This window comes from Alkalihalobacillus sp. AL-G, from assembly GCF_030643805.1.
Lineage (GTDB): Bacteria > Bacillota > Bacilli > Bacillales > Fictibacillaceae > Pseudalkalibacillus.
The window spans coordinates 3,184,968-3,205,755 of sequence record NZ_CP094656.1; the positions used below are offsets into that span (position 1 = coordinate 3,184,968).

A 20,788-nucleotide genomic window follows, 5' to 3' on the forward strand; every position below is an offset into this window, starting at 1 on the left:
TTTAAGCTATTTAATTATCATGTCTAAAATCATATTCCTCGTGTGGCACATCGAGCTTATGCCCGTTGATTTCGACGGTATTATTATCTTTCCATGAAATCGATGCCTTATTTTCACGATAGTTCCAGTAGATCGTTTTCGACTTATCAACTACTTGATTAAAAACTAATTCACCACGGACGGAATACGAGGCTGTCGCACCACCGTTCGTAACATAAGCCTTCAATGTGTACCTCCCATCTGGAGACGTTTCTTCAGTTAAAAATTCACCAGCAGGCAGCCTCGCCATGTCAAAAAAAGACCAATAAACAGCATAGGTGATCAGTCCAACAATTAACAAGCTGCCTATTGTAAGAAACCGTAATACCCTCTTATGTATTTTCTTCTTTTCATAATTAACATCCAAGTCTTTCAAACTGTTTGTCCCCTTATCCAAAACAAATCAAATCCCCAATTCAATTTATTTCGTGAAAAAAAGGTTAAACCCTTTTTGTTTTAATGTAGATATCATATTTAAAAAAGCCGGCTGGTCCATATTGGATGCCGGCTTATTATATAAGCTTCAAAACTATATTTCTAAAAAAATTATCTTCTTGTTGAATCACTTTGCAACAAGTACAGGGCAATTCGCATGAGATACCACTTTTTGACTGACACTGCCTAAAACTAATTTTTTCAACCCGCTAAGGCCGCGGCTACCAATGACAATGATATCCATGTCTTTTCTTTCTGCATACTCACAAATTGAATGTGCTGGTTCTCCTTCTAATAATTGAGTCGTTACTTTGGGGTGACGGGTCTGTACATCACTTTTCGCCTCACTTAGAAATTCCTGATGTCTTTCAACGCTTGCATCAGCTTGTCTTAAGTCTTTCTCCAAGACTCCAGGATGCTGCCCACTTATAGGGTAGCCTGCACGATAAGATGGCATCACCATTTCCTCATTGACAAGAACCACCGTTAATTCTGCCTCGTCTTTTTTTGCCAAGTCAGTACCTATTGCTAATGCCTGCCTACTTCCATCGGACCCATCAATGGGAACAAGAATATTCTTATACATTATGATCATTCTCCTTTCTTCCCTTTCGAGTATTTACTAACTGTCATAGGAAAAGAGGACGGGTTGGAATATATATCAATCATAGGGAACTCAGATGCATCACATGATTATATGTTTTCTCATATAATCTCCCTCCCTTTAGTAGTGCTCTACCCTTTTTTAATATTTACAAAACTTTTTATCATCGTGTACGGGAATATATGAAATACCTAAAGATACGCCAAATTTAGTCCATCCTATACATAATAATAAGAGAAGTAGCTTTACTCAATTTTATTTAACTACTTTACATACCGACGGTCGGTATGTTATATTAGCCTTAACAATAAATCTGACGACAAAGGATGAAAAGTATTGGACCGGGAATCGAAACGAAAACGGACAAAAAAGTTACTATTGGACGCAACAAAAGCATTAGTACTAGAAAAAGGGTGTAACAATATGACCCTGAACGACATTATTAAACGTACGGGACTTTCCAAAGGAGCTATATACCATTACGTAAAAAGCAAGGATGAACTATTGGCTTTAGTTTTACAGGAGAGGATGGAGGAAATCAATGAGCGCTTTTTTGCCGAAGTAAACCAAGGAAAAAAAGAGTTTGAAGGACCATTGAAGGAAATCGTTAACAAATTGCCACCACTACAAGACCCCCACGATGCAACAAATCGAATCTTTCTTTATTTGTTAGCGAAGAATGATCAGCCAGCTGTCAGTGAAATAATCAATGAATTTTACCATCAGGCCGTCCAATTGTCCAAACAATGGATTACAGCCGGTCAGCATGCTGGGGTCATCCCCTCATCGGTTAATGCAGATAAGACAGCTGAGTTATTCATACTGATCTCCAACGGGTTCCGTATGCGCAGTTCCATCTCCAATCATTCCCACGCATTCAGTACAGATGATTTTTCAATACTTATGGCGGACTTACTGCAATCAAAACAAAAATAAAAGAAAGGGTGCGAACTCATTGAACGTTTTGTTGTTTTTGCACATTTTTGGAGTAGTTATTTTTCTTGGGAATATTATCACGGCAGCATTTTGGAAAGTTAGTGCTGACATAAAAAAGGATCCTCAGCTTATTCATAACACTGTGAAAAACGTAATGTTGGCTGATTTCATCTTTACACTGCCTGGATTAATAATCATCATTGTTTCCGGCAATCTAATGGCTGTTCAATCAGGCTATTCAATGCATACTTTCAATTGGCTTACTTTGTCACTATTCCTGTTTGTATTAACCGGTATTATCTGGTTAGTGATACTAATACCGATGCAGCGAAGTATGATCCGTCACAGTGCCCGATCAATAGACGATGGCAACATTTCGAATGAGTATCGGAAAGCGTCTCGTTATTGGGCAATTTTTGGAATTGCAGCAACTTTATTACCTGTAGTTATTTTGTATCTTATGGTTACCAAAGCATCTTAATTAATAGGAGGAGATGAATTAAATGGTTCCGTTTATTGTTCTAATTGTTACTTTTCTCATGTTTAGTGTAATTGGTTTTTTTGAATTACCTTTGAATGAATGGCAGACATCGTTGCGCCTCGCTATTGCTCTTATGTTCTTATTTACAGCAATGGCGCATTGGGGAAAGAGACGTCCAAATCTTATTAAAATGGTACCTCCTTGGTTGCCAATTCCCAATTTCATCGTAACTATTACAGGAATATTAGAGATTACTGGCGCTATAGGTCTACTGATACCAATCACTTCAAGTATCGCTTCGATATGTTTGGCCATTTTACTAATTGTTATGTTTCCGGCTAATATTCGTGCTGCAAAGTTAAGTGTCAAGATTGGTGAAAGACCAGCAACTTCCCTATTACCAAGAACAATCCTGCAGTTTATATTTGTTACTGCGGTAATTTTAGCCGGGTAGTGAATTTGTAGTATATTCCAAAACAAAGACGCTTTCCCTATTATGAAAAGCGCCCTTTAACGGAAGATCGTTCTGGAAATTTCGGATCAGTGATATTCAAAAAAGCCCCCATTGTGGAACAATTGACCATTAATTATTATTGTTCATATATCAATCTAATAGAAGTTCATAACTGTTGTATTCTCTTCCCCTATTATCAAAACCGCGTACGTTAATTGAAAAATGGCGCTTTTTATAATTAAAGCCTGTGTTTGATAAACAAGCAAACTGTTCCTTGATACTGAATACGGTTTCTGAATTATTCTAACTCATGATAATTCCATAAACCCAGCTGTCCTTTTGCAGCAATTAGATTATCCAAGACATTCACATTAGATAATAACCAACCATATCTACCTTTATTAAAATCACCAAGGTGATATTCATTTCCTGATGCAATGTAATATTCATTACCTAATACAGCTGAATCTCCTTTATCTTCAATAACCTCAAAGCAACCTTCGAGATTACAAGTAGCAAGTATCATTCCCGTTGGTAAGTCGTTTAAGAGGACAATTCCGTGTTTTTTCAATGTTTGGACTATAGGTATCCTTTTAAAAGCAGTACGATCAATTTTCTTGCTTGAATGTATAGCTAAACTCCCTTTATACTTTGTTCTCCAAGACCTAGTTTCAAACTTTTTTTCACCAAGAGCAATAAGCGTTGCCCAGGGTTGTATAATTGAAATTACTTTCACCAAAATTCCTACCTTCCTTACGTCTGAAAGTATATTAATTTCTACGTTGTTTTACTTCTTCAAGTATTCTGAGGCTTTACTTCAATAATAAGAAGCTAATCTCTTCTTAAATTAAAGCCCCCTTTTCATGAAGACAAGATTCATTTCATTAATGAGTAATACCTCCGATTTTGGAATAATCCATGTTTAGTGGCGTGGCCCCCACAACATTACTGACACTCCAAATATACATATTAATGCTCCAATCCAATCATAAAAATCAGGAGTTTTTTTATCAATTCCCCACCCCCATAAAATGGATAGTACTATAAAAACTCCTCCATACGCTGCATACACTCTCCCAAATGAGGGGAATGTTTGGAAGGTTGCAATAACACCATACAAAGCTAATGCTACCCCTCCTAACACACCCCAATACCATGGATAACCATCTCTTAAAGATAGCCAAATAAGGTAACCTCCCCCAATTTCAGCAAGTCCAGCTAACAAAAAAAGAAAAATCACTAACGTCAATATTGTATCTCCCTTCAACCTAACACTAATCGCACTTTCCATTTGGTTTTACTTTGGCAAAACATTCCGTCCAGGTTAAACATTTACATTGTAATCCAGAGTTTAAGATATCGAGCATAGCATTGATTTGATTCTTTTTTTCTTCTAGTTCGACGCGTTTTGTGCTTGCCATCTGTTTCCAACGATCCGACGGAGCTGTTTGTTGATCGAAACCTTCCAGAAGAATTATAACCTCTTGATTATTAAAACCCGCTGAATGGGCTATTTTTATAAACTTTATTTGATCCAATACTTGACTTGTATATCGTCTTTGCCCATTGACCCTCTTGGGATTCGGAAGCAATCCAATTGATTCATAATATCGTATCGCAGATGCCCTGATATCTGCTTCTCTTTCTAAATCACCGATTGTAAGTAAAGAATTCATTTTTAATCACCTCTTGACTTAAAGTTTACTTTAAGTATTATACTTTTACAAATAAGAGGAGGAATTATACATGAAAAAAACAGTAGCAGGTATTGGTTTAGTAGGTGTATGCACATTGTGTTGTTTATTTCCGCCGCTTTTAATTGGATTAGCTGGAATCGCGGGTATAGGTTTAGGTTTTTGGAAATGGGGACTCGTATTAAGTGCTTTATCATTGGTTGTTTATCTATTAACAAGAAAAACCTATCAATATAATAAAAATGAGGACTGTGATTGTTCTAAATCTTGTAAAACGTACAATTCGTGAAGGAGGATTATATTTGAAAACCAAAAGAATATTTAGATAATTGAGCTTTTATAATTTAACACTCAATTAGTAAACCGAGACCTAGATCACTTTAAAATAAAAATAATATATGATTGGAGAGATATAAACGGTGAGCCAAAATAATTGTAGGAGCAAAAACACACTGAACCTTTCTTGTAATCTTTTTGCTATTAACTCTAAGGAAAGATCTTATTATTACGACCTTAGAAATGAATTGAGCACATATCTTTCTGTGAAAGAAACAACTTCGGGGTATACATTTATTTACCCCAATCGTTCTTCGGTATTAATAAAAGTTGTGAAATGGATATCTTATGAATATCAGTGCTGTCCATTTATTCACTTTTCAATTAATGTAAGTGGTGAATCAGATGTAATAGAAGTAGATCTGACAGGTAATGAAGTTGTTAGAAATCTTTTGAAAGAAGAATTTAACTTATAGTAAAATTAAGACCTCTTGTGTCTCTGGTGGATACAAGGGGATCGTTTATTTAATAAAAGATAATGATGAAGACCGTATGTACAAAAAATCTTATTCAATTATATGGGCATATAGAAATAAAGATATTTTTTTACTTCTTCAAAAACATTATCATTCAAATAATTTATATTTCCTACCCTTTACTCCTCTCTAAAATCCGCTGTTAAAAAGCCCTCTCCTCAATGTAAACTGAGCGTTGTCATATGTATACCAAGCGTTTATAGCTTTATAATGATCAAGACGATAAACTGAATATGAAGGAGGCAGATAACATGAAAATTGGTGATCAAATTCGGACGGCACGCAAAAATGAAAATCTTTCACAAGAGCAATTGGGACAAAAAATGAATGTTACCAGACAAGCTATTTATAAATGGGAAAGTGGAAAAGGATACCCGGATATTCAAAATTTAATTATGCTAAGTGAATTATTTGAAATCAGTATCGATGAGTTAATAAAGGGAGACAGTTCCTTTCAACGTAAAATCAAAGTTAAAAGGGGTACAGGTATGTTCTCCGATCGCAATTTTTTATCATCATTAAGCTATTTTAGTTTCTTTTTCGCGCCATTTTTTTTCCCACTCCTTACCATGATATTCGGGTATGAAGAAATAAAGCGGCATGGAAAAAGAGCACTTATATCTCATTTAATTCCAATTACAACATTTATTTTTATGGTAATCATTTATATGATCATCTATTTTCTATCTACACAAGTAGAAGGAATAGGTGTGCCTAATTCCACAGTAGTTGGCAGCAGCATGATCTTACTCGCTCTGATCACGATAGGTGTTGCTATATGGAGTATTAAGGAAGGTGTAAAGCAATTAAGGTCATAAGTTTTTAATAATGAAAACAAATTTCTTAGAGGAGATAAAAATGAATGAAATAAAGGATAATCCCTTCTGGTTTCCCGGAAGCTGGGTAGGTGGAATATCACTCATCGTGGGACCAATCCTAGTTCTCTTGGCCACACTGCTTCGTAGCCAATTCCATTTCTTTTTTGATTCTCAGTTGACGCACGTTAGTTGTCTTTGGGCTCTTCACTCGCACCTTCCATGGGCGCATCGATCATCTGGCGTTTCAGCTGATCGACCTCCAGAATCTTAAGATAGCCACGGAAACTGTCGACAAATCATATTCAGCTTTTCATATTATACGTCATTTTAACGAACAAATAATGCGTTAAATACTCCCGAGATAAAAGTATACTAAGTTATCCTTGAGCTCTAAGTTCTCATTAAACATTAACTTCCTCATTACTCAAAGAGCAATCACTTTTTGAAACAAATCGCCGCCTTTAATAAACCTTTTTGGTTTTTTACAGTAAATTTTCTACTTTTTAAATAAACCCACATGTCTTTAACGTATCTCCATCCGTTATGGTCTAGGGTAAAAATAACAACGATTCCACTTATCAAACAGCGATTATTGTTTTATTTCCTTTCTTCAATTAAGACTTCCTATGGGTATATTTCAATTACAGATTGGCTTGACCATGGAAAAATAAGTTGATGCTTGGGAGGCAGAAATTTTATCATTTGCTCAACTCGATTTTCAAATTCTTTATCAAATTCAACCAATCCAGAGGGTTGTCGAGATTCTTTTTAGCAATACGTATGAACATTACATTGATCTAAGCGATGTGGACGTTGCTAAAATCAATATGAAACAACCAATATAAAAAAGCACATGATTTCATGGAAACCACATGCCTTTTATTGAGTAGATTTATAGTTGTGTTCGGATGTCCCAAAGCTCTGGGAAGAATCGATGGTCCAGTACTTTTTTCAAGTAGGAAACTCCGGATGATCCGCCTGTCCCCATTTTATGACCGATGATCCGCTCGACTGTTTTCATATGCCGGAATCGCCACTGCTGTAGCCAATCCTCAATGTCGACAAGCTTCTCCGCCAACTGATACAGATCCCAATATTGATCGACATTACGATATACCTCTACCCAAGCTGCTTGAACCGTTTCATCCCCTTCATACGTTTCAGAGAAATCACGATTCATCAGGTCTGGATTGATGTCAAATCCAGCTTCTGAAAGTGCCTGAATGGCAACATCATAAATGCTTGGTGCTTCGAAGGCTTCTTTTAGATGCGCATGCAATTCCGGGTCTTTTTTATAAATCGTCAATACGTGCGGTGTTTTGTAGCCGAGTGCAAATTCAATCATGCGATATTGGTACGATTGGAAGCCAGAAGCTTGTCCGAGCTTATCTCGAAATTCCAAGTACTCGGCAGGCGTCAACGTTGAAAGAACATCCCATGCCTGGATAATTTGCGATTGAACCTTCGATACACGAGCGAGCATCTTAAACGCTGGCTGAAGCTCTCCTTTTTTGATCGAGTCGATCGCTGCATTCAACTCGTGAAGAATCATTTTCATCCATAGTTCACTGACTTGATGAATGATGATGAAAAGCATTTCATCGTGATGACCAGACAAGCGTTTTTGACTGGATAAAAGACTGTCTAGCTGCAGGTACTCACCATACGTCATGTTATTGACAAAGTCGGTATGAATTCCTTTTTCTGTTACATACTTTTCCTTTTTAGGTTGATTGTTGTTTGTCATATGATCCACTCCTTATGCTACAACTCCGCGTTTATTTTCGAATTTCTTGTATTGTTCTTCTTCCATGATCTTTTTTAAAATCTGAACCGATTTCCACACTTCTTCAAAAGTATTATAAAGTGCAACGGGTGCAAGACGGATTCCATTCGGGTTGCGGAAGTCCGGTACGATATTGTTTTCTTTTAACGCTTTGCAAATCCGTGCTGCTTCTTTATGTTCAAGGTAGACGTGTCCCCCACGCCGATCGTCAACTAAAGGATTGCTGATTTTAAAATCAAAGTCCTTTAGCTCATGGTTGATCAAATCCATCAAATAACGCGTTAGACGTAACGATTTTTCACGAAGGCGATCGATTCCAGCTTCGTTAAAAATCTCAAGCGACCCGATTAATGGGGCGACACTCAACATGTGCGGCGTACCGATTTGAAATGCCCCTGCATTGTTTGCCGGAGTCAGCTGATGATCCATGTCAAACTGCTTCTGTTTGTCAGAGCTGAACCATCCGGATAGTCCCGGAGTTGTCCCGAGATGCTTTTCATTCACATACAAGCCGCCAACCCCGCCAGGCCCAGCATTCAAATACTTGTAATTGCACCAGAACGCAAAGTCAACGCCCCATTCACTTAACGAATGCGGGATAGCCCCGATCGAATGACATAGGTCAAAGCCGATCACGATATTCCGCTTGTGTGCTTCCTCAGTCAACCGCTTCATATCAAGCACTTGACCGCTTCTATACATGACACCAGGAAGCATGATCAGGGCAACGTCATCCGTCATCGCTGCAATGATGTCCTCCTCCTCGACGATTCGTCCGTCCTTACTTTTCACTTGAATCAAGTGCTCATCAGGATCGTACCCCTTCAGCTTAAGTTGGCTTTGGAGTGCGTATATATCGGAAGGGAACGTCAATTCATCCGCTAAAATTTTCGTTCGGCTACCCTTTGGCTCAAAAAAAGTTGAAACGAGCTGATGCAGATTGACCGTGGTGGAACCGGTTACAATTACTTCTTCAGATTTAGCACCAACAAGCGGAGCGGACATCTCCCCCAACTGTTCTGAGAGATAAAACCAAGGGTGCTTCCCTTCCGTCCAACCGTCGATCCCAAGCTTTTTCCAGGAATCTAATATATCAAGTAATGCTGTTTCTGCACGTGTTGAAAGTAACCCAAGTGAATTTCCATCTAAATAGATTGCGTCCTCTTTTACGTAAAATTCGTTTCGAAAGCTTGCGAGTTCATCTTCTTTGTCTAATTGTAGTGCATAATCACGTGAAGGATCTACTGCATTTATGCTCATATTGTATCGTTCCCTTCAATGTTAGTAATCAATAACTCTACTATACTATTCATCGGTATATAAAATAAAGGCTGTATTTTGAAATAAGCAACTAGTAGATAAAGGGAACCAGCTTCTTAGATTTTTTTTGATATTCTACAAAATCCTTCCCGTACTTCTCCTCCAAATGACGATCAAGCATCGGGATGTTATAAAAAACGAACAAGCAAATCAGAAGTAGAGGGATCAGAAGTGCCCAAGGATTACGAGTTAAAAGAGCAAGGGCAGTCACCCATAACACATCGCCAAAATAATTGATGTGTGTGGAATACTTGAACAATCCTTCATCATACACTTTCCCTTTGTTCTCAGGTCGCTTTTTCCATTGATCCCGTTTCCATTCTGAAAACGTATTGACCCAAGAACCGGCTAAAAACAACAAAACAATCATGCCATCCCAAATCGTAATCGCCTCTGCAGTTGTCAAGCTGAACAAAGAAAAGCCGATGTAATAAAGTCCGAATGCAAACGGAATGCTGAATGCCTCCTCCCAGTGAATCGAACGTTTCAACAAATAGTAGATTGTGAACATCATTCTAATGTAAACAATCATATACAATATCAACAACATCAGCTGCCTAGACCCATTTCCAGGTCCCAATGTCCAACCCCACCAACTATTTAATGTCTCTTCTCCTCCAAATAAAATCCATCCCGAAGTAGCAAGAATGACGGTTTGTATAATGGTTAATACGATACGCTGAGGCATGGATTTTCCCTTATATTGATATAAACTCATACCATACACCTCTTCATTGAAGTTTTGAAATCATAACTTGATAATGTTTCATAATTATTATATGCTTTACTAACTAGCAGTACAAGAATTTTTTGAAATATTTTAAAGTTTATATTTCAAAAATATATTTATTAGAGACAGAGGTGGAGGACTTGAACGGCTTTGAACAGCGGAGTGAGTTGAAAAAGTCACAAATCAGGCAAGCGGCACTTAAGCTATTATCTAAGTTAGAACCATTCACAATCAAAGACATAGCAAAGGAAGCCAAAGTGTCACAAGTTAGTATTTATAATTACTTCGGAAGTAAAGATTCTCTTCTAATGGATATCATGAAAAATCAAATGGAAAGTACAGTCGCAGAGTACCATACATCTTTAAAACGAGACATTGCCTTTCCAGATATCATAAAATCAATAATGATGAACGAAAACTTGATTTTAAATTTTATGAATACATGTTTGGAAGAAATCAATGAAAAGGAACCATTCCTGAAGATGGTTGAGGAGTTTCAAAAAGAACAGTTAATCCCTTATTTTATTGAATTGATGGAGATGGGAAGTAATCTAGGTTACATCGCTCCAAACCTACAAACTTCAGATTTACTCTTCTACTTTTCAATGTACCAAAGGGAGATGCATTACTTGACCAAGCAAAAAACCAACTTGCAAAATAAAAATGAGGAAGCTTCAATTTCTGAGGAAAAGCTCGTTCAACTGTTCTTTTATGGATTAATCGGGAAATCATAAATGCGGAATTCAAAAAACACCGATTGGATAAACCGACCGGTGTTCTGATATCTCGTTTTATAAATATTTTTCTATCTTAGGGAATACCTTCAATGCAGTATTGTAGAACACATCCTCGTGATACCCCTTTGGAATGATGTCTTTTACGAATTCAATGTACGGTTCAACTGGTACGAGCGGCCAATCTGTACCGAACAAGAACTTTTTATAATTATCGGTGAACGTCAATGCATGCCTCAGGTGATTAAAGAAGCGTGGTGAATCTTGATACCGTTTAATGTCAGCAGCAGTTCCGACCACTAATCCTGATAAATCGGCAAACATATTCCGGTTTTTGTATACAACCTCAGCACCATCTAATGTCCATGGGTCACCGAAATGTGCCATCACAAAGTTCACATCACGGTGTTGTACGGCTACTTCGTCTAATGTCAGCGGATGTGAGTACTTCAATAATCCACGTTCAGAATATGTATCGCCTGTATGGAAAACGACCGGAAGCTCGTATTTTGCAGCAAGCTTGTAAATAGGCTGGTAAACGTCGTCATACGCATAAAAAGGATAATAGCCTAAGTAGATTTTGATTCCAACAACTCCTGGATCATCGAGCGTTTTTTCGAGGTCGCTTAAGTCCTGTGATTCAAGCTGATAAGGATTGACCCCCACACAATAAACGATGGATGCCGGGATACGTGCGTCAAGATCCAATCCCATCGGTGTAGGGGAAGAAGGATCCGGAAACCCCTCCTTCTCTTTTTCAACCAACCCCATCCCTATTCCCAGGACAACATTCGCGTCCTCATACTCCTTCACGATACCATCATACGAATAATTGACTTTTGATAGGTCGGTGGCTGTTTTTTTGAAGCTTTCAATCTCTGAAAAATGCATATGTGCGTCAATGATTTTCATAGCTACCCTTTCTTGATCACTTAATGATATCTATTTTTTCGTGTATGGTCCCCATGAACCTATCATGAGGACACTTTTCTCGGATTATTGCCTTGAACTGTCCGCATAAACCTCTCATGACGACAGTTTGATCGAAGTATTGCTTTAAACTGTCCGCATAAACCCCTCATGCGGACAGTTTAATCGGATTATTGCTCTGAACTGTCCGTATAAACCTTTCATGACGACAGTTTAATCGGATAATTGCTTTGAACTGTCCGCATAAGCCTCTCATGACGACAGTTTGATCGAAGTATTGCTTTAAACTGTCCGCATAAACCCCTCATGAGGACAGTTTGCCTGTATTATTGCTCAGAACTGTCCGCATGAACCTCTCATGAGGACAGTATACTCGGATTATTGCTCTGAACTGTCCGTATGAACCCCTCATGAGGACAGTTTAATCGGATAATTGCTTTGAACTGTCCGCATAAGCCTCTCATGACGACAGTTTGATCGAAGTATTGCTTTAAACTGTCCGCATAAACCCCTCATGCGGACAGTTTAATCGGATTATTGCTCTGAACTGTACGTATAAACACCTCATGAGGACAGTTTGCCTGTATTATTGCTCTGAACTGTCCGTATGAACCCCTCAAAAGTTTGCCAGAGTTTTTAAAATCGGATGGATTTCAAGCTATCGAGGGCACGATCCTCGACAACCTCCGTGCCAACCTTGAAAAAGACTGGTGTAGTAAAAAATCTCCTTCCATGTTCAATGTTTAGCTTCGATTGGAGAGATAACATCATCACTTCTTTATTGATGTAGGACTCGAGCCTTGCTTCATTCATATCCGAGATGATTTGAAGTCTTTCCTCGTGATCATCCGCTCCAAAAACGACATTGCGACCTACTCTTATCTCTTGCTCTCCTTTACCGCCATAAACCTTTTGCCACTCACCGGTCACGTTCTGGAAATTCCCCCACGCATTCGAGGAATCGTCACTCGGATTAAAGAAACAATACGTGTCCCAGTTCTTCATATCCATGAACCTTCCTGCGTTTTGGATGATTTCTGTCGTTTGGCATAGGACAGGTGAACCAGGTAAAAGCAAGAAATATTGATGGAATTCGAACCCTTTGTATTTTTCATGTTCACGCAATTTGACGACGACCTTCAACCCTTCCCACTTGTTCCCTTTCGTATCGTAGACGGTCGCGAACTCTGTATGCCGTTTTTCCTTCAATATCGAATTCGGACTCACTTTACGAAGGGAATTTCCAATTCCACCTGGCCACGGATTCCACCATGATTTCGGGTGTACCTTCGGAAAGGAGGAGTCCAGCCATTCGCGACCGTTCGCCTTCAATGAGAATAAACTAGGGTAATAGTCAGGGGCAACGGAAATTTCCAACGGACCATTGCTGCATGAGTAGGTGCTGATCCCCTCTTTTTCACCAGTTTCATAACGAACCGATTCACTACCCTTTTTTATAAAAAGAGAATCTTCTCGAATTGCAATAGAGTCCAAGATTATATGTGAAGATAGGATTCCGGTATCCCGTCCGCCCTCTACTTCTACTGAAAATTCCTTCGTTTTTACCGTATCCTCTTTTGTGAATTTCTCGGTCTTTAAAATCGTGTCGTCTAGACGTATATCGATCGTTCCATTAAAATAAGAAGCCTTGTAATCAGTGACACGAACAGGGATCGATTGCTTTTTAAATACAAACGGATTGTCTCCATTAACTTCAAACGCGAGATGGTCGGTCAACGGTTCCTTTTCAACCGATTGTTGCCGTGCAAATTCCCGGAATGAATGCCAGTCCTGGAATGCGCCGATGGTCATGAATACTGGATTCGTTTTGACCGATTCCTTACCTTTCAATCTACCGATTCGGTGTTCGAAGTAGACGAACCAGCCACCGAAATTGATTTTGTCATAAGAGGACCAACAGATTCCACGAGGATTGTCGGAATCCCGGGAAAAGATCCAGTTTTCCGTAACCGAATCGCCTTTCCAATATTCGTGGAACGTACCGATCGAATCCTTCATTTCCACGAGCTTGTTTTCGTACGGAATGACTGCTCGCTCAAGGTTATGAAAGATCGGATTATTGAGCCAGAGCTCTTCCGCCAATGCATCCTCACCGATGTTCTCCACCTCATAATGAAGTTCGATGAGCCCCTCGCTGTATAGCTTCGCAACTGCATTTAGTTTCACTTCCGGAAATGCTTTTGACTGATACGTCGCCTTGTAGCCAACCGAACGTGCACCCTCGAAAAACTCGACACGTTCTGCTCGGATTTTTGAAAACTCTTCAGAAAAAGGCTTGCCTAGCTTCGGATAAATGAAAGCTGAATCCTGGTCATCCGTCTTTTCCTTGCCTGGAATCAACCAGTTGTCGAACTTCTCCAACCACATATGGTATTGTCCATTATAGACGTGATACATATCCTCACTTTCACCGGTAAAACCAGCACCGATCCCTTTAAAAGCGACAGCGATTTTCTTTGTAAAGGTCACCGAAGAACCATCTTGTTTCGTTGCCGTCACCTTGATTTCCGGACTGTAAAATCCGTGCTTTTTCAACGTATATCGAATTGGCACGGAGCATCTTGATTTCGGTTCCAGTGTAACCTCGACCTTGTTTCGGTCGAGCTGCATCAAATCACTTTCTGGAAGTGAAAACGAAAAGGCAACTTCCTCTTTGTAATTGTTTACGATGTCAACATAGAGTGATGCGGTTTTACCGACGAACGTCAGGTTATCCGTAATATGACACTCTACATTTGCTGGGAATTTCGGCATCAGGCCAACCTTGAACGACGCTTGTTTCCCATTGATTTTCACCGTTGTATTGACGGTCGGATGCGTTCTCCAAATGCTCTGTTCTTCCTCCACCTTCCCGACGAAAAACGGAGCCTCGACTGTCGTTTCCTCGTCGACCTCGACCGCTTTTCCAAACGAGAATCGGATGTTACTATTATCTTGACCTTGAAAGGAAATCGTCAGCGGATTCCCTGTCTTGTTTTTGATGTGATAACGAATCTTATATTCTGAGCCGAATACGAGTTTAAAGTCTTCGATCGTTGCAGTAATTTGGTAATCGTCTGTCTCAATCGAACGGAGACCTCTTCCGAACCGTTCAAACTCCATTTTCAGTAATCGGCCTTCGTTGGACCAAGAATACTCATAATAATGGAAATCATTTTCTTTGTTTCCGTCCGGTTTTACTTCAATTGTTCTTGTGCTCGCTTCATACCAATTCAAATCCTTAAAAAAGTCTTGAACCGCTTCAGTATGTAAGACCGTTGGCATGAAATTCATCAAGTGGGTTGCATCATCGCGTTCTTCCCAAAAGAATCCGCATTTTTTATATAATGGAACGGCTTTCGTATTGCCAGGCCATGTGTATAGGTCAAGACGAGGCCATTTCATCTCGATCGATCGTTCTAGTGCTTTTAAAAGGAGCATTTTCCCGATCTTTTTTCCATGATAATCGCCTCGGACATTAAGTAAAGGAATATAGAGGGCACCTTCGTCCTCACGATATTCTCCCAGACTGCAATAGCCGACTACTTTTTCACCGTCTAACGCCAAGTATAAATGAAGGTTCGTCGAATTTGCCTCTTGCTTCAACACTTGCTCTTCGGTTTGGATGGAATTCCCTCCACCCCAGCCATCACGGCTGTTGTTCCACATTTCTGCTACAGCGGCAGCATAGCTAGGATCGTATTCTACAATTCTAATTTGATCTACTATTTGATTCATGCGCTAATCCTCCATATTAAATTTCAGTTGAACGTCCACTATACCTCAGTTATTAAAAAGAGTTGTTTTCGCTTTTGCAATCAAATTATCTGCTTCATCATAAATCAGACATTCTGCATGTGAAAGAGTTCTTCCTCTCTTTATTAAATCGGCAAATGCAATTAAGTGCTTTTGTTCTCTTGCACCTTTTAAAAACGTTACATTCAAGTCGACCGTGACTACCTTCTGTTGGTTCTCTTCATCAGGTTCTATCGTATTGCACATCGCAACATCAGCGAGTGTAGAAATGATACCACCATGGACAACCCCAAGGCTGTTTATATATAATGGCTTGATCGGTAAATTTACTTTCACTCGGCTTTCATTAATTCTCTCGTATTCCAAATCTAAAAATTGGTCAAATGGTTGTTGTATGAACACTTGTCCCACCCCTATCAAAATTGGACCATTTTTCCATATTCGATTCCATCGGTATATTTCCTTCAAGAAATAAAGGGATTTTTCATTTATAAAAAAGAATTACCAGTGGGTAGCTATTTTTAATTTTCTAATAAGAGCGTTATAAAATAGAAATAGAAAATATTATAAAGTTGCTATTGATTGTTAAAAAAACTCCCCCATTTTGCTTTCTGGGGGAAAACTTGAGGTGACGGAGTGAACATCCTGAGAAAGATTTACCCTATATTAGGGGTTATTTCAATAATAGCTTATTATTACACACAAATTATATGGTTCCACTTATTCGCTATGATTGTCTTTTGCTCTTTCTTTCTATTAAACTTTGTAATTTCATGTAGGACAAAAAATTATACTTGGATTGGAATTTCTGTTGTAGCAATGGTTATTTTAATTGCCCTATTAGTTCCTTTTTATCAAAAAGAGCTTTTGTAAGATTGTATTCTAAGCTGACACATCTCCTAAGCTACGGTTGCCTTCACATCGGCTTGTGGTATCTTCTTGATGCTGAGTACAAACAGTGTAGCGACGATACATAGTGCTCCTGCAGATATAAATGTAATCGTATAACCATGGAAAATTTCATAGAAGTAGCCGCCCAAAAATGCAGCAACTCCTGCTCCCACCTGATGAGCAGCGAAAACCCATCCGTATATAATTGCTCCACGCTTTTTTCCGAAATAATCCGTGGCTAATCGGATCGTAGGTGGAACCGTCGCAATCCAGTCCAGTCCGTAGAAAACTGCAAAACCAATTAGCAATAGGTACGATTGGTCCTCCAACACAAACGGTAGCGCTAACAGAGATAATCCCCGCAGGCCATAATACCAAAATAAGAGCCAACGATTATCAAGCCGATCAGACAACCAACCAGAAAACATCGTCCCGATAATATTAAAAATACCCATGAATGCGAACAAGCTGGCGGCCTGTACCTCAGGAATACCATTGTGAGTCGAAGCTGGAATAAAATGCGTACCGATAAGTCCTGTAGTTGACAATCCACAGATAAAAAAGCTAATTGATAGTAACCAAAACGGTACAGAACGAGCACCAGTCCATAAGGTTTCGAAGGCTGCCTTTACTGGGTTCTGTCGTTTAGTCGTAATCGGACTAACGTCTTGTTTTATCATCCCATAAGGAAGCAGGCCTTTCTCTGAAGGCTTATCCTTCATCCAGATGGCTATGATCGGTATCATTAGTGCTCCCAAGCCGATAAAAACATACAGCCCTGCGCGCCATGAGTATTCCTCCGTTAAATAGGCAAGCAACGGCAGGAAAAGCATCTGCCCTGCAGCCGTACCTGCCATAAGCAAACCAAGCACCATTCCCCTTCGTTTTTCAAACCAGTTATTCGCAACCGTCGCAGAGAGAACGGTAAGAAAGACCCCACATCCAATTCCGATTATAATTCCCCAGATCAGATGAAGTTGCCAAATCTCGAACATAAACAAACTTACGATCAATCCGAACACCAACAGGAGCATTGCATAAACCATCGTTTTTCGGATCCCCGCCCTCTCCAATCCAGCCGCGATGAACGGACCGGAAAAGCCATATAGTGTCAGGTTAATTGCAAACGCAAAGGATATCGCAGAACGACTCCATTCAAACTCTTGCTCCAAAGGGATCATAATCACACCAGTTATCGAGCGAATGCCTGCTGCAAGGAGCACCGCGAAAAATGTAAGCCAAACGACAATCCATCCATAGTGCATAGGAAGTTTCCTCCAAAGGTTATTGTATAAAATTTATGTTATTTTCTTGGCACCATTCTTTTGCTATTTGTTTATACCGATCATCGCGGTATGTGAACCAATCATCTTCAATTCCCAAAACTTGTATCGTATCTTTGAATCTTCTAAAGGCACCCTTACATTTTATTGCTTTAAACAATCTTTCACGTGTTTCTTTTTTTTGAATGGTAAAACAAAAGTCCTCTATCATTTCATATTCATGGATCTCATATTGATTTGGTAATCTTACGTAATCTTCATCATTCTCTATAATATCAATAGCAGTTTCATGTTCCTCCTGTTGCCACTTGGATAAATGATCTACTGGTTCTCCATCTTCAGCGGTTCTAAGACTATCGTCAGCAACAGACAGGACAGTTCCTGTTTTTGTATGCAAGAATGTACTATAGCCGTCAAATTGCATATCAATGCCTTCGAATATATCGCTTAGTTTTACTCGAATTAACATGTAATCACCTTCTATTTTCATTCTGTTCGAATTTGTTTTTACCAATGTTTAATCAGAGTAATGAATCTCTTGAACATCCCATTCGTTTCTTGGTTTTTTCGTTAAATAAATGTCTACATAAATATCTTTTTCTTCACCTTTTACTTTGATCGTAAAATATGCTTCACCATATCCGTTGGTTATTTGAATACTACCAGCTGGTAAAAATCCAAACCCTTCTATTCCACCTGTTTCCCTTATAATCTGACTACTATCTTCTATGTAGTTTTCTGCCGTTTGATAGGAATCTGTTCCTTTAAACATGAACGCAATCGAAACAAACATGATTACCGCTAATAAAATGATGGTTAATAACACTGCAATAATCTTTTTAATAGCGCTCACTTCTCTTACTTTTACAACAGCTGTTTTAGCTAGTCTATCTCCTAATCTCTGTTTATTGCTCCTAGCCGCTAATACGACAAATTCAATCGGCCATATAACTATAGTCAAATTTCTTAAAATTAACTTTGTTAGCGGTGGAATGGTTTTTAAATTATCTTCATCCCGAACGCCTAATCCGAAAATCCACTTCCCTATACTTACCCCTTTAACTACATCTTTCAATGAATAAAAAATAAAAGCAAAAAACATTGCTATCCAAAAAACTGTCAATACTATTCCAGATTCGCTATTATCCTGATTCATCATATAAAACACAAAAGGAATAACGATAATAAAAGATATAATGACGTGATCAATCAAAAAAGCAAAGACTCGACTTGTTCTCGTAGCGAGTTGTGTATGATTCTCCACCAAAAGCACCTCCAGCATACTGTAATCTTCATATACTTATTAAAACATAATGCTGACATCTTAGAGACCTATAACGCTTTGAATACTTATGATTCCAACTCCTCTTACCCGCTATCCATCTCAAGATTCGAAAGAGTTAATGTTTCAGGATATGTCAATGCTTTTTCTTCTTGAGACTATCGAGACGGCCGTCCACGACTATTATTCTAAATTGTTGTATGATAACCCATTGGTATATCCAATCGATGTCCTAAAAATGAAGAGGGTAGGCAGATTCAGGACCTTTCATTTTATGATCACGCTTGAAGTAACTCCAGTTGTTGGACCGTATATATCTGTTGGGAAAGACCGTTTGACTATGATCCAGTCAAGGTCGATTTAGCCAATAAAAAAAAGCATGTGGTTGTGTTGCTTAGCCACATGCTTATTGTATTAAAACGATTAGACCTTCAGGCTGTTTATCGCTTCGATCAATGTCGTGACGATGAAGCTTAAGTCGTCGTGCTCGATGTTCAGCGGCGGTGCAAGTGTTAGCACATTATTGTAGCCTGCAACCGTCACCCCGTTCTTCCCGATGATCAATCCATTCGTTTTACACGCTGTGATGACTTCATTCACAAGATCCGTAGAAAGTGGTTCCTTTGACGTTTTATCTGCGACAAGCTCGACCCCTACTAACAGTCCTTTTCCACGAATATCACCAACGTAAGGATGCGCCTGTAGTTTCGCCTGAAGATCGCTGCGTAAATGATCACCTAATTCTTCTGACCGTTCACACAGCTTCTCGTTCTCCATAATTTCAAGGTTTTTCAAAGCAAGTGCACACGCGGCTGGATTTCCACCGAATGTGTTAATATGACGGAAAAAGTCGTACTCTTCAATTCCATTAAAAGCTTCGTAAATTTCCCTACGAACCGCTGTTGCTGCGAGCGGTAAATATGCACTTGTGATTCCTTTTGCCATTGTCACGATATCTGGCTGGATGCCATAATTTTGAAAACCGAATGCTTTCCCAGTCCGACCGAATCCACAAATGACCTCATCGACAATCAAAAGTGCACCGTGCTTTTTACAAATCTCTTTCGCTGCTTTCATATAACCGTCTGGCGGAACCAGAATCCCTCCACCCGTAATGATTGGTTCCATGATCATCGCGGCGACCGTTTCACTCAACTCCCATGTCATCGTTCGATCAATTTCTTGAACGCACGCCATTTCATGAATCTCTGCTTTATCGGCATCCTCCATGCGATAGGTGTCTGGAGGGGAGACATGGAGAAATCCTGGTGCGAGTGGTTCATATTTATATTTCCGCTGTGCTTGACCCGTGGCGGCAAGGGACCCCATCGAATTGCCATGATAGGATCTATATCGTGAGACGATTTTGTAGCGGTTATGCTCACCTCTTTGCTGATGGTACTGGCGGGCGATTTTAAAGGCGACCTCATTCGCTTCCGAGCCACTATTGGAAAAAAAGATCACGTAATCTCCGCCAAGCATTTCGTTCAATTTTTCGGCAAGCTTTACAGCCGGAAGATGGCCTTGTGTTAACGGAAAGTAAGCCATCTCTTTTAACTGTTCATAAGCAGCATCTGCCAGCTCGGTCCGTCCGTAACCGACATTAACGCACCAAAGGCCTGCCATTGCATCCAAATAATTCTTTCCGTCGATATCGGTTACCCATGCGCCTTTCGCCTTTGTCGCCACAAGCGTTGCATTCGGATTGTACGGTTTCATTGAATGCCAAACGAATTGTTCATCCTTTTTTAAAATGTCATGAGTTTGATTGACTTGGACCATTTGTTTTCCTCCTCTATTAGT

The 20,788-nt window shown here is 39.3% G+C and carries 23 protein-coding genes; 8 read left to right on the top strand and 15 right to left on the bottom strand.

The features are described from left to right. Nucleotides 1–10: 10 nt before the first annotated feature. On the bottom strand, nt 11–406 hold the full coding sequence (locus MOJ78_RS16310; protein WP_370529822.1) for a DUF5412 domain-containing protein: 396 nt from the start codon (nt 404–406) through the stop codon (nt 11–13). Nucleotides 407–601: 195 nt separating this feature from the next. Beyond that, nucleotides 602–1,069, bottom strand: coding sequence for a universal stress protein (locus tag MOJ78_RS16315; protein WP_304978390.1), 468 nt, complete (start codon nt 1,067–1,069; stop codon nt 602–604). 345 nt (nt 1,070–1,414) lie between these two features. Here MOJ78_RS16315 and MOJ78_RS16320 point away from each other — a divergent pair, with 345 nt between their 5' ends. The 3 genes from MOJ78_RS16320 to MOJ78_RS16330 are packed head-to-tail and all read left to right on the top strand — an operon-like array spanning nt 1,415 to nt 2,949. Beyond that, nucleotides 1,415–2,014 (top strand): TetR/AcrR family transcriptional regulator, encoded by a 600-nt coding sequence (locus tag MOJ78_RS16320; protein ID WP_304978391.1) that lies wholly within the window; start codon nt 1,415–1,417, stop codon nt 2,012–2,014. A gap of 19 nt (nt 2,015–2,033) precedes the next feature. Next, complete coding sequence (locus tag MOJ78_RS16325; protein ID WP_304978392.1) at nt 2,034–2,495, top strand: DUF2269 family protein; 462 nt, start codon at nt 2,034–2,036, stop codon at nt 2,493–2,495. Between the two features lie 22 nt (nt 2,496–2,517). Further along, complete coding sequence (locus tag MOJ78_RS16330; RefSeq protein ID WP_304978393.1) at nt 2,518–2,949, top strand: DoxX family protein; 432 nt, start codon at nt 2,518–2,520, stop codon at nt 2,947–2,949. A 298-nt stretch (nt 2,950–3,247) separates the two neighbouring features. Here MOJ78_RS16330 and MOJ78_RS16335 read toward each other — a convergent pair whose 3' ends face one another. From MOJ78_RS16335 to MOJ78_RS16345, 3 genes are all read right to left on the bottom strand, one after another. Beyond that, nucleotides 3,248–3,685 (bottom strand): ASCH domain-containing protein, encoded by a 438-nt coding sequence (locus MOJ78_RS16335; protein ID WP_304981285.1) that lies wholly within the window; start codon nt 3,683–3,685, stop codon nt 3,248–3,250. Nucleotides 3,686–3,871: 186 nt separating this feature from the next. Continuing rightward, nucleotides 3,872–4,198, bottom strand: a complete 327-nt coding sequence (locus MOJ78_RS16340; RefSeq protein ID WP_304978394.1) for a YnfA family protein — start codon at nt 4,196–4,198, stop codon at nt 3,872–3,874. Nucleotides 4,199–4,223: 25 nt separating this feature from the next. Next, on the bottom strand, nt 4,224–4,625 hold the full coding sequence (locus MOJ78_RS16345; protein WP_304978395.1) for a MerR family transcriptional regulator: 402 nt from the start codon (nt 4,623–4,625) through the stop codon (nt 4,224–4,226). Between the two features lie 70 nt (nt 4,626–4,695). On the opposite strand from MOJ78_RS16345, the gene MOJ78_RS16350 reads away from it, so the two are divergent. The 3 genes from MOJ78_RS16350 to MOJ78_RS16360 all read left to right on the top strand — a co-directional run bounded on the left by MOJ78_RS16350 (nt 4,696) and on the right by MOJ78_RS16360 (nt 6,273). Continuing rightward, nucleotides 4,696–4,932 (top strand): hypothetical protein, encoded by a 237-nt coding sequence (locus MOJ78_RS16350; RefSeq protein ID WP_304978396.1) that lies wholly within the window; start codon nt 4,696–4,698, stop codon nt 4,930–4,932. A gap of 130 nt (nt 4,933–5,062) precedes the next feature. Further along, nucleotides 5,063–5,395: a hypothetical protein gene (locus MOJ78_RS16355; RefSeq protein WP_304978397.1), complete on the top strand. Its 333-nt coding sequence runs from the start codon at nt 5,063–5,065 to the stop codon at nt 5,393–5,395. 311 nt (nt 5,396–5,706) lie between these two features. Next, complete coding sequence (locus MOJ78_RS16360; protein WP_304978398.1) at nt 5,707–6,273, top strand: helix-turn-helix domain-containing protein; 567 nt, start codon at nt 5,707–5,709, stop codon at nt 6,271–6,273. A gap of 892 nt (nt 6,274–7,165) precedes the next feature. Here the strand turns inward: MOJ78_RS16360 and kynA are convergent. The 3 genes from kynA to MOJ78_RS16375 form a co-directional block, all read right to left on the bottom strand. Beyond that, nucleotides 7,166–8,020, bottom strand: coding sequence for a tryptophan 2,3-dioxygenase (kynA, locus tag MOJ78_RS16365; RefSeq protein ID WP_304978399.1), 855 nt, complete (start codon nt 8,018–8,020; stop codon nt 7,166–7,168). A gap of 12 nt (nt 8,021–8,032) precedes the next feature. Continuing rightward, nucleotides 8,033–9,319, bottom strand: a complete 1,287-nt coding sequence (gene kynU / locus MOJ78_RS16370; protein ID WP_304978400.1) for a kynureninase — start codon at nt 9,317–9,319, stop codon at nt 8,033–8,035. Between the two features lie 91 nt (nt 9,320–9,410). Beyond that, nucleotides 9,411–10,097 carry a DUF1295 domain-containing protein gene (locus MOJ78_RS16375; protein WP_304978401.1) on the bottom strand — a complete coding sequence of 229 codons (687 nt, stop codon included), beginning with the start codon at nt 10,095–10,097 and terminating at the stop codon, nt 9,411–9,413. Between the two features lie 152 nt (nt 10,098–10,249). On the opposite strand from MOJ78_RS16375, the gene MOJ78_RS16380 reads away from it, so the two are divergent. After that, nucleotides 10,250–10,843: a TetR/AcrR family transcriptional regulator gene (locus tag MOJ78_RS16380; protein WP_304978402.1), complete on the top strand. Its 594-nt coding sequence runs from the start codon at nt 10,250–10,252 to the stop codon at nt 10,841–10,843. Between the two features lie 57 nt (nt 10,844–10,900). Here the strand turns inward: MOJ78_RS16380 and MOJ78_RS16385 are convergent, their stop codons facing one another. The 6 genes from MOJ78_RS16385 to MOJ78_RS16410 all read right to left on the bottom strand — a co-directional run bounded on the left by MOJ78_RS16385 (nt 10,901) and on the right by MOJ78_RS16410 (nt 18,967). After that, nucleotides 10,901–11,755, bottom strand: a complete 855-nt coding sequence (locus MOJ78_RS16385; protein WP_304978403.1) for an amidohydrolase family protein — start codon at nt 11,753–11,755, stop codon at nt 10,901–10,903. A 654-nt stretch (nt 11,756–12,409) separates the two neighbouring features. Further along, nucleotides 12,410–15,511, bottom strand: a complete 3,102-nt coding sequence (locus MOJ78_RS16390) for a GNAT family N-acetyltransferase (RefSeq protein ID WP_304978404.1) — start codon at nt 15,509–15,511, stop codon at nt 12,410–12,412. A gap of 45 nt (nt 15,512–15,556) precedes the next feature. Continuing rightward, complete coding sequence (locus MOJ78_RS16395) at nt 15,557–15,931, bottom strand: PaaI family thioesterase (protein ID WP_304978405.1); 375 nt, start codon at nt 15,929–15,931, stop codon at nt 15,557–15,559. A gap of 497 nt (nt 15,932–16,428) precedes the next feature. Continuing rightward, nucleotides 16,429–17,685 (bottom strand): MFS transporter, encoded by a 1,257-nt coding sequence (locus tag MOJ78_RS16400; RefSeq protein ID WP_304978406.1) that lies wholly within the window; start codon nt 17,683–17,685, stop codon nt 16,429–16,431. 19 nt (nt 17,686–17,704) lie between these two features. Beyond that, the gene (locus MOJ78_RS16405; RefSeq protein ID WP_304978407.1) at nt 17,705–18,172 is read right to left on the bottom strand and encodes a UPF0158 family protein; all 468 of its coding nucleotides are present in this window, start codon (nt 18,170–18,172) and stop codon (nt 17,705–17,707) included. A 48-nt stretch (nt 18,173–18,220) separates the two neighbouring features. Continuing rightward, nucleotides 18,221–18,967, bottom strand: a complete 747-nt coding sequence (locus MOJ78_RS16410; protein WP_304978408.1) for an RDD family protein — start codon at nt 18,965–18,967, stop codon at nt 18,221–18,223. Between the two features lie 157 nt (nt 18,968–19,124). Here MOJ78_RS16410 and MOJ78_RS16415 point away from each other — a divergent pair, with 157 nt between their 5' ends. Continuing rightward, a complete protein-coding gene (locus tag MOJ78_RS16415; RefSeq protein ID WP_304978409.1) occupies nt 19,125–19,349 on the top strand; it encodes a DUF3888 domain-containing protein in 225 nt (74 codons plus the stop codon). 59 nt (nt 19,350–19,408) lie between these two features. Here MOJ78_RS16415 and MOJ78_RS16420 read toward each other — a convergent pair whose 3' ends face one another. Continuing rightward, complete coding sequence (locus MOJ78_RS16420) at nt 19,409–20,767, bottom strand: aspartate aminotransferase family protein (protein ID WP_304978410.1); 1,359 nt, start codon at nt 20,765–20,767, stop codon at nt 19,409–19,411. Nucleotides 20,768–20,788 lie beyond the last annotated feature (21 nt).

What these genes read in the sequence shown, in the direction of transcription:
- MOJ78_RS16315 (WP_304978390.1), bottom strand. Translation starts at nt 1,069, where the DNA reads ATGATCATAATGTATAAGAATATTCTTGTTCCCATTGATGGGTCCGAT.
- MOJ78_RS16330 (WP_304978393.1), top strand. Translation starts at nt 2,518, where the DNA reads ATGGTTCCGTTTATTGTTCTAATTGTTACTTTTCTCATGTTTAGTGTA.
- MOJ78_RS16345 (WP_304978395.1), bottom strand. Translation starts at nt 4,625, where the DNA reads ATGAATTCTTTACTTACAATCGGTGATTTAGAAAGAGAAGCAGATATC.
- MOJ78_RS16350 (WP_304978396.1), top strand. Translation starts at nt 4,696, where the DNA reads ATGAAAAAAACAGTAGCAGGTATTGGTTTAGTAGGTGTATGCACATTG.
- MOJ78_RS16360 (WP_304978398.1), top strand. Translation starts at nt 5,707, where the DNA reads ATGAAAATTGGTGATCAAATTCGGACGGCACGCAAAAATGAAAATCTT.
- kynA (WP_304978399.1), bottom strand. Translation starts at nt 8,020, where the DNA reads ATGACAAACAACAATCAACCTAAAAAGGAAAAGTATGTAACAGAAAAA.
- kynU (WP_304978400.1), bottom strand. Translation starts at nt 9,319, where the DNA reads ATGAGCATAAATGCAGTAGATCCTTCACGTGATTATGCACTACAATTA.
- MOJ78_RS16375 (WP_304978401.1), bottom strand. Translation starts at nt 10,097, where the DNA reads ATGAGTTTATATCAATATAAGGGAAAATCCATGCCTCAGCGTATCGTA.
- MOJ78_RS16385 (WP_304978403.1), bottom strand. Translation starts at nt 11,755, where the DNA reads ATGAAAATCATTGACGCACATATGCATTTTTCAGAGATTGAAAGCTTC.
- MOJ78_RS16390 (WP_304978404.1), bottom strand. Translation starts at nt 15,511, where the DNA reads ATGAATCAAATAGTAGATCAAATTAGAATTGTAGAATACGATCCTAGC.
- MOJ78_RS16400 (WP_304978406.1), bottom strand. Translation starts at nt 17,685, where the DNA reads ATGCACTATGGATGGATTGTCGTTTGGCTTACATTTTTCGCGGTGCTC.
- MOJ78_RS16405 (WP_304978407.1), bottom strand. Translation starts at nt 18,172, where the DNA reads ATGTTAATTCGAGTAAAACTAAGCGATATATTCGAAGGCATTGATATG.
- MOJ78_RS16415 (WP_304978409.1), top strand. Translation starts at nt 19,125, where the DNA reads ATGCTTTTTCTTCTTGAGACTATCGAGACGGCCGTCCACGACTATTAT.
- MOJ78_RS16420 (WP_304978410.1), bottom strand. Translation starts at nt 20,767, where the DNA reads ATGGTCCAAGTCAATCAAACTCATGACATTTTAAAAAAGGATGAACAA.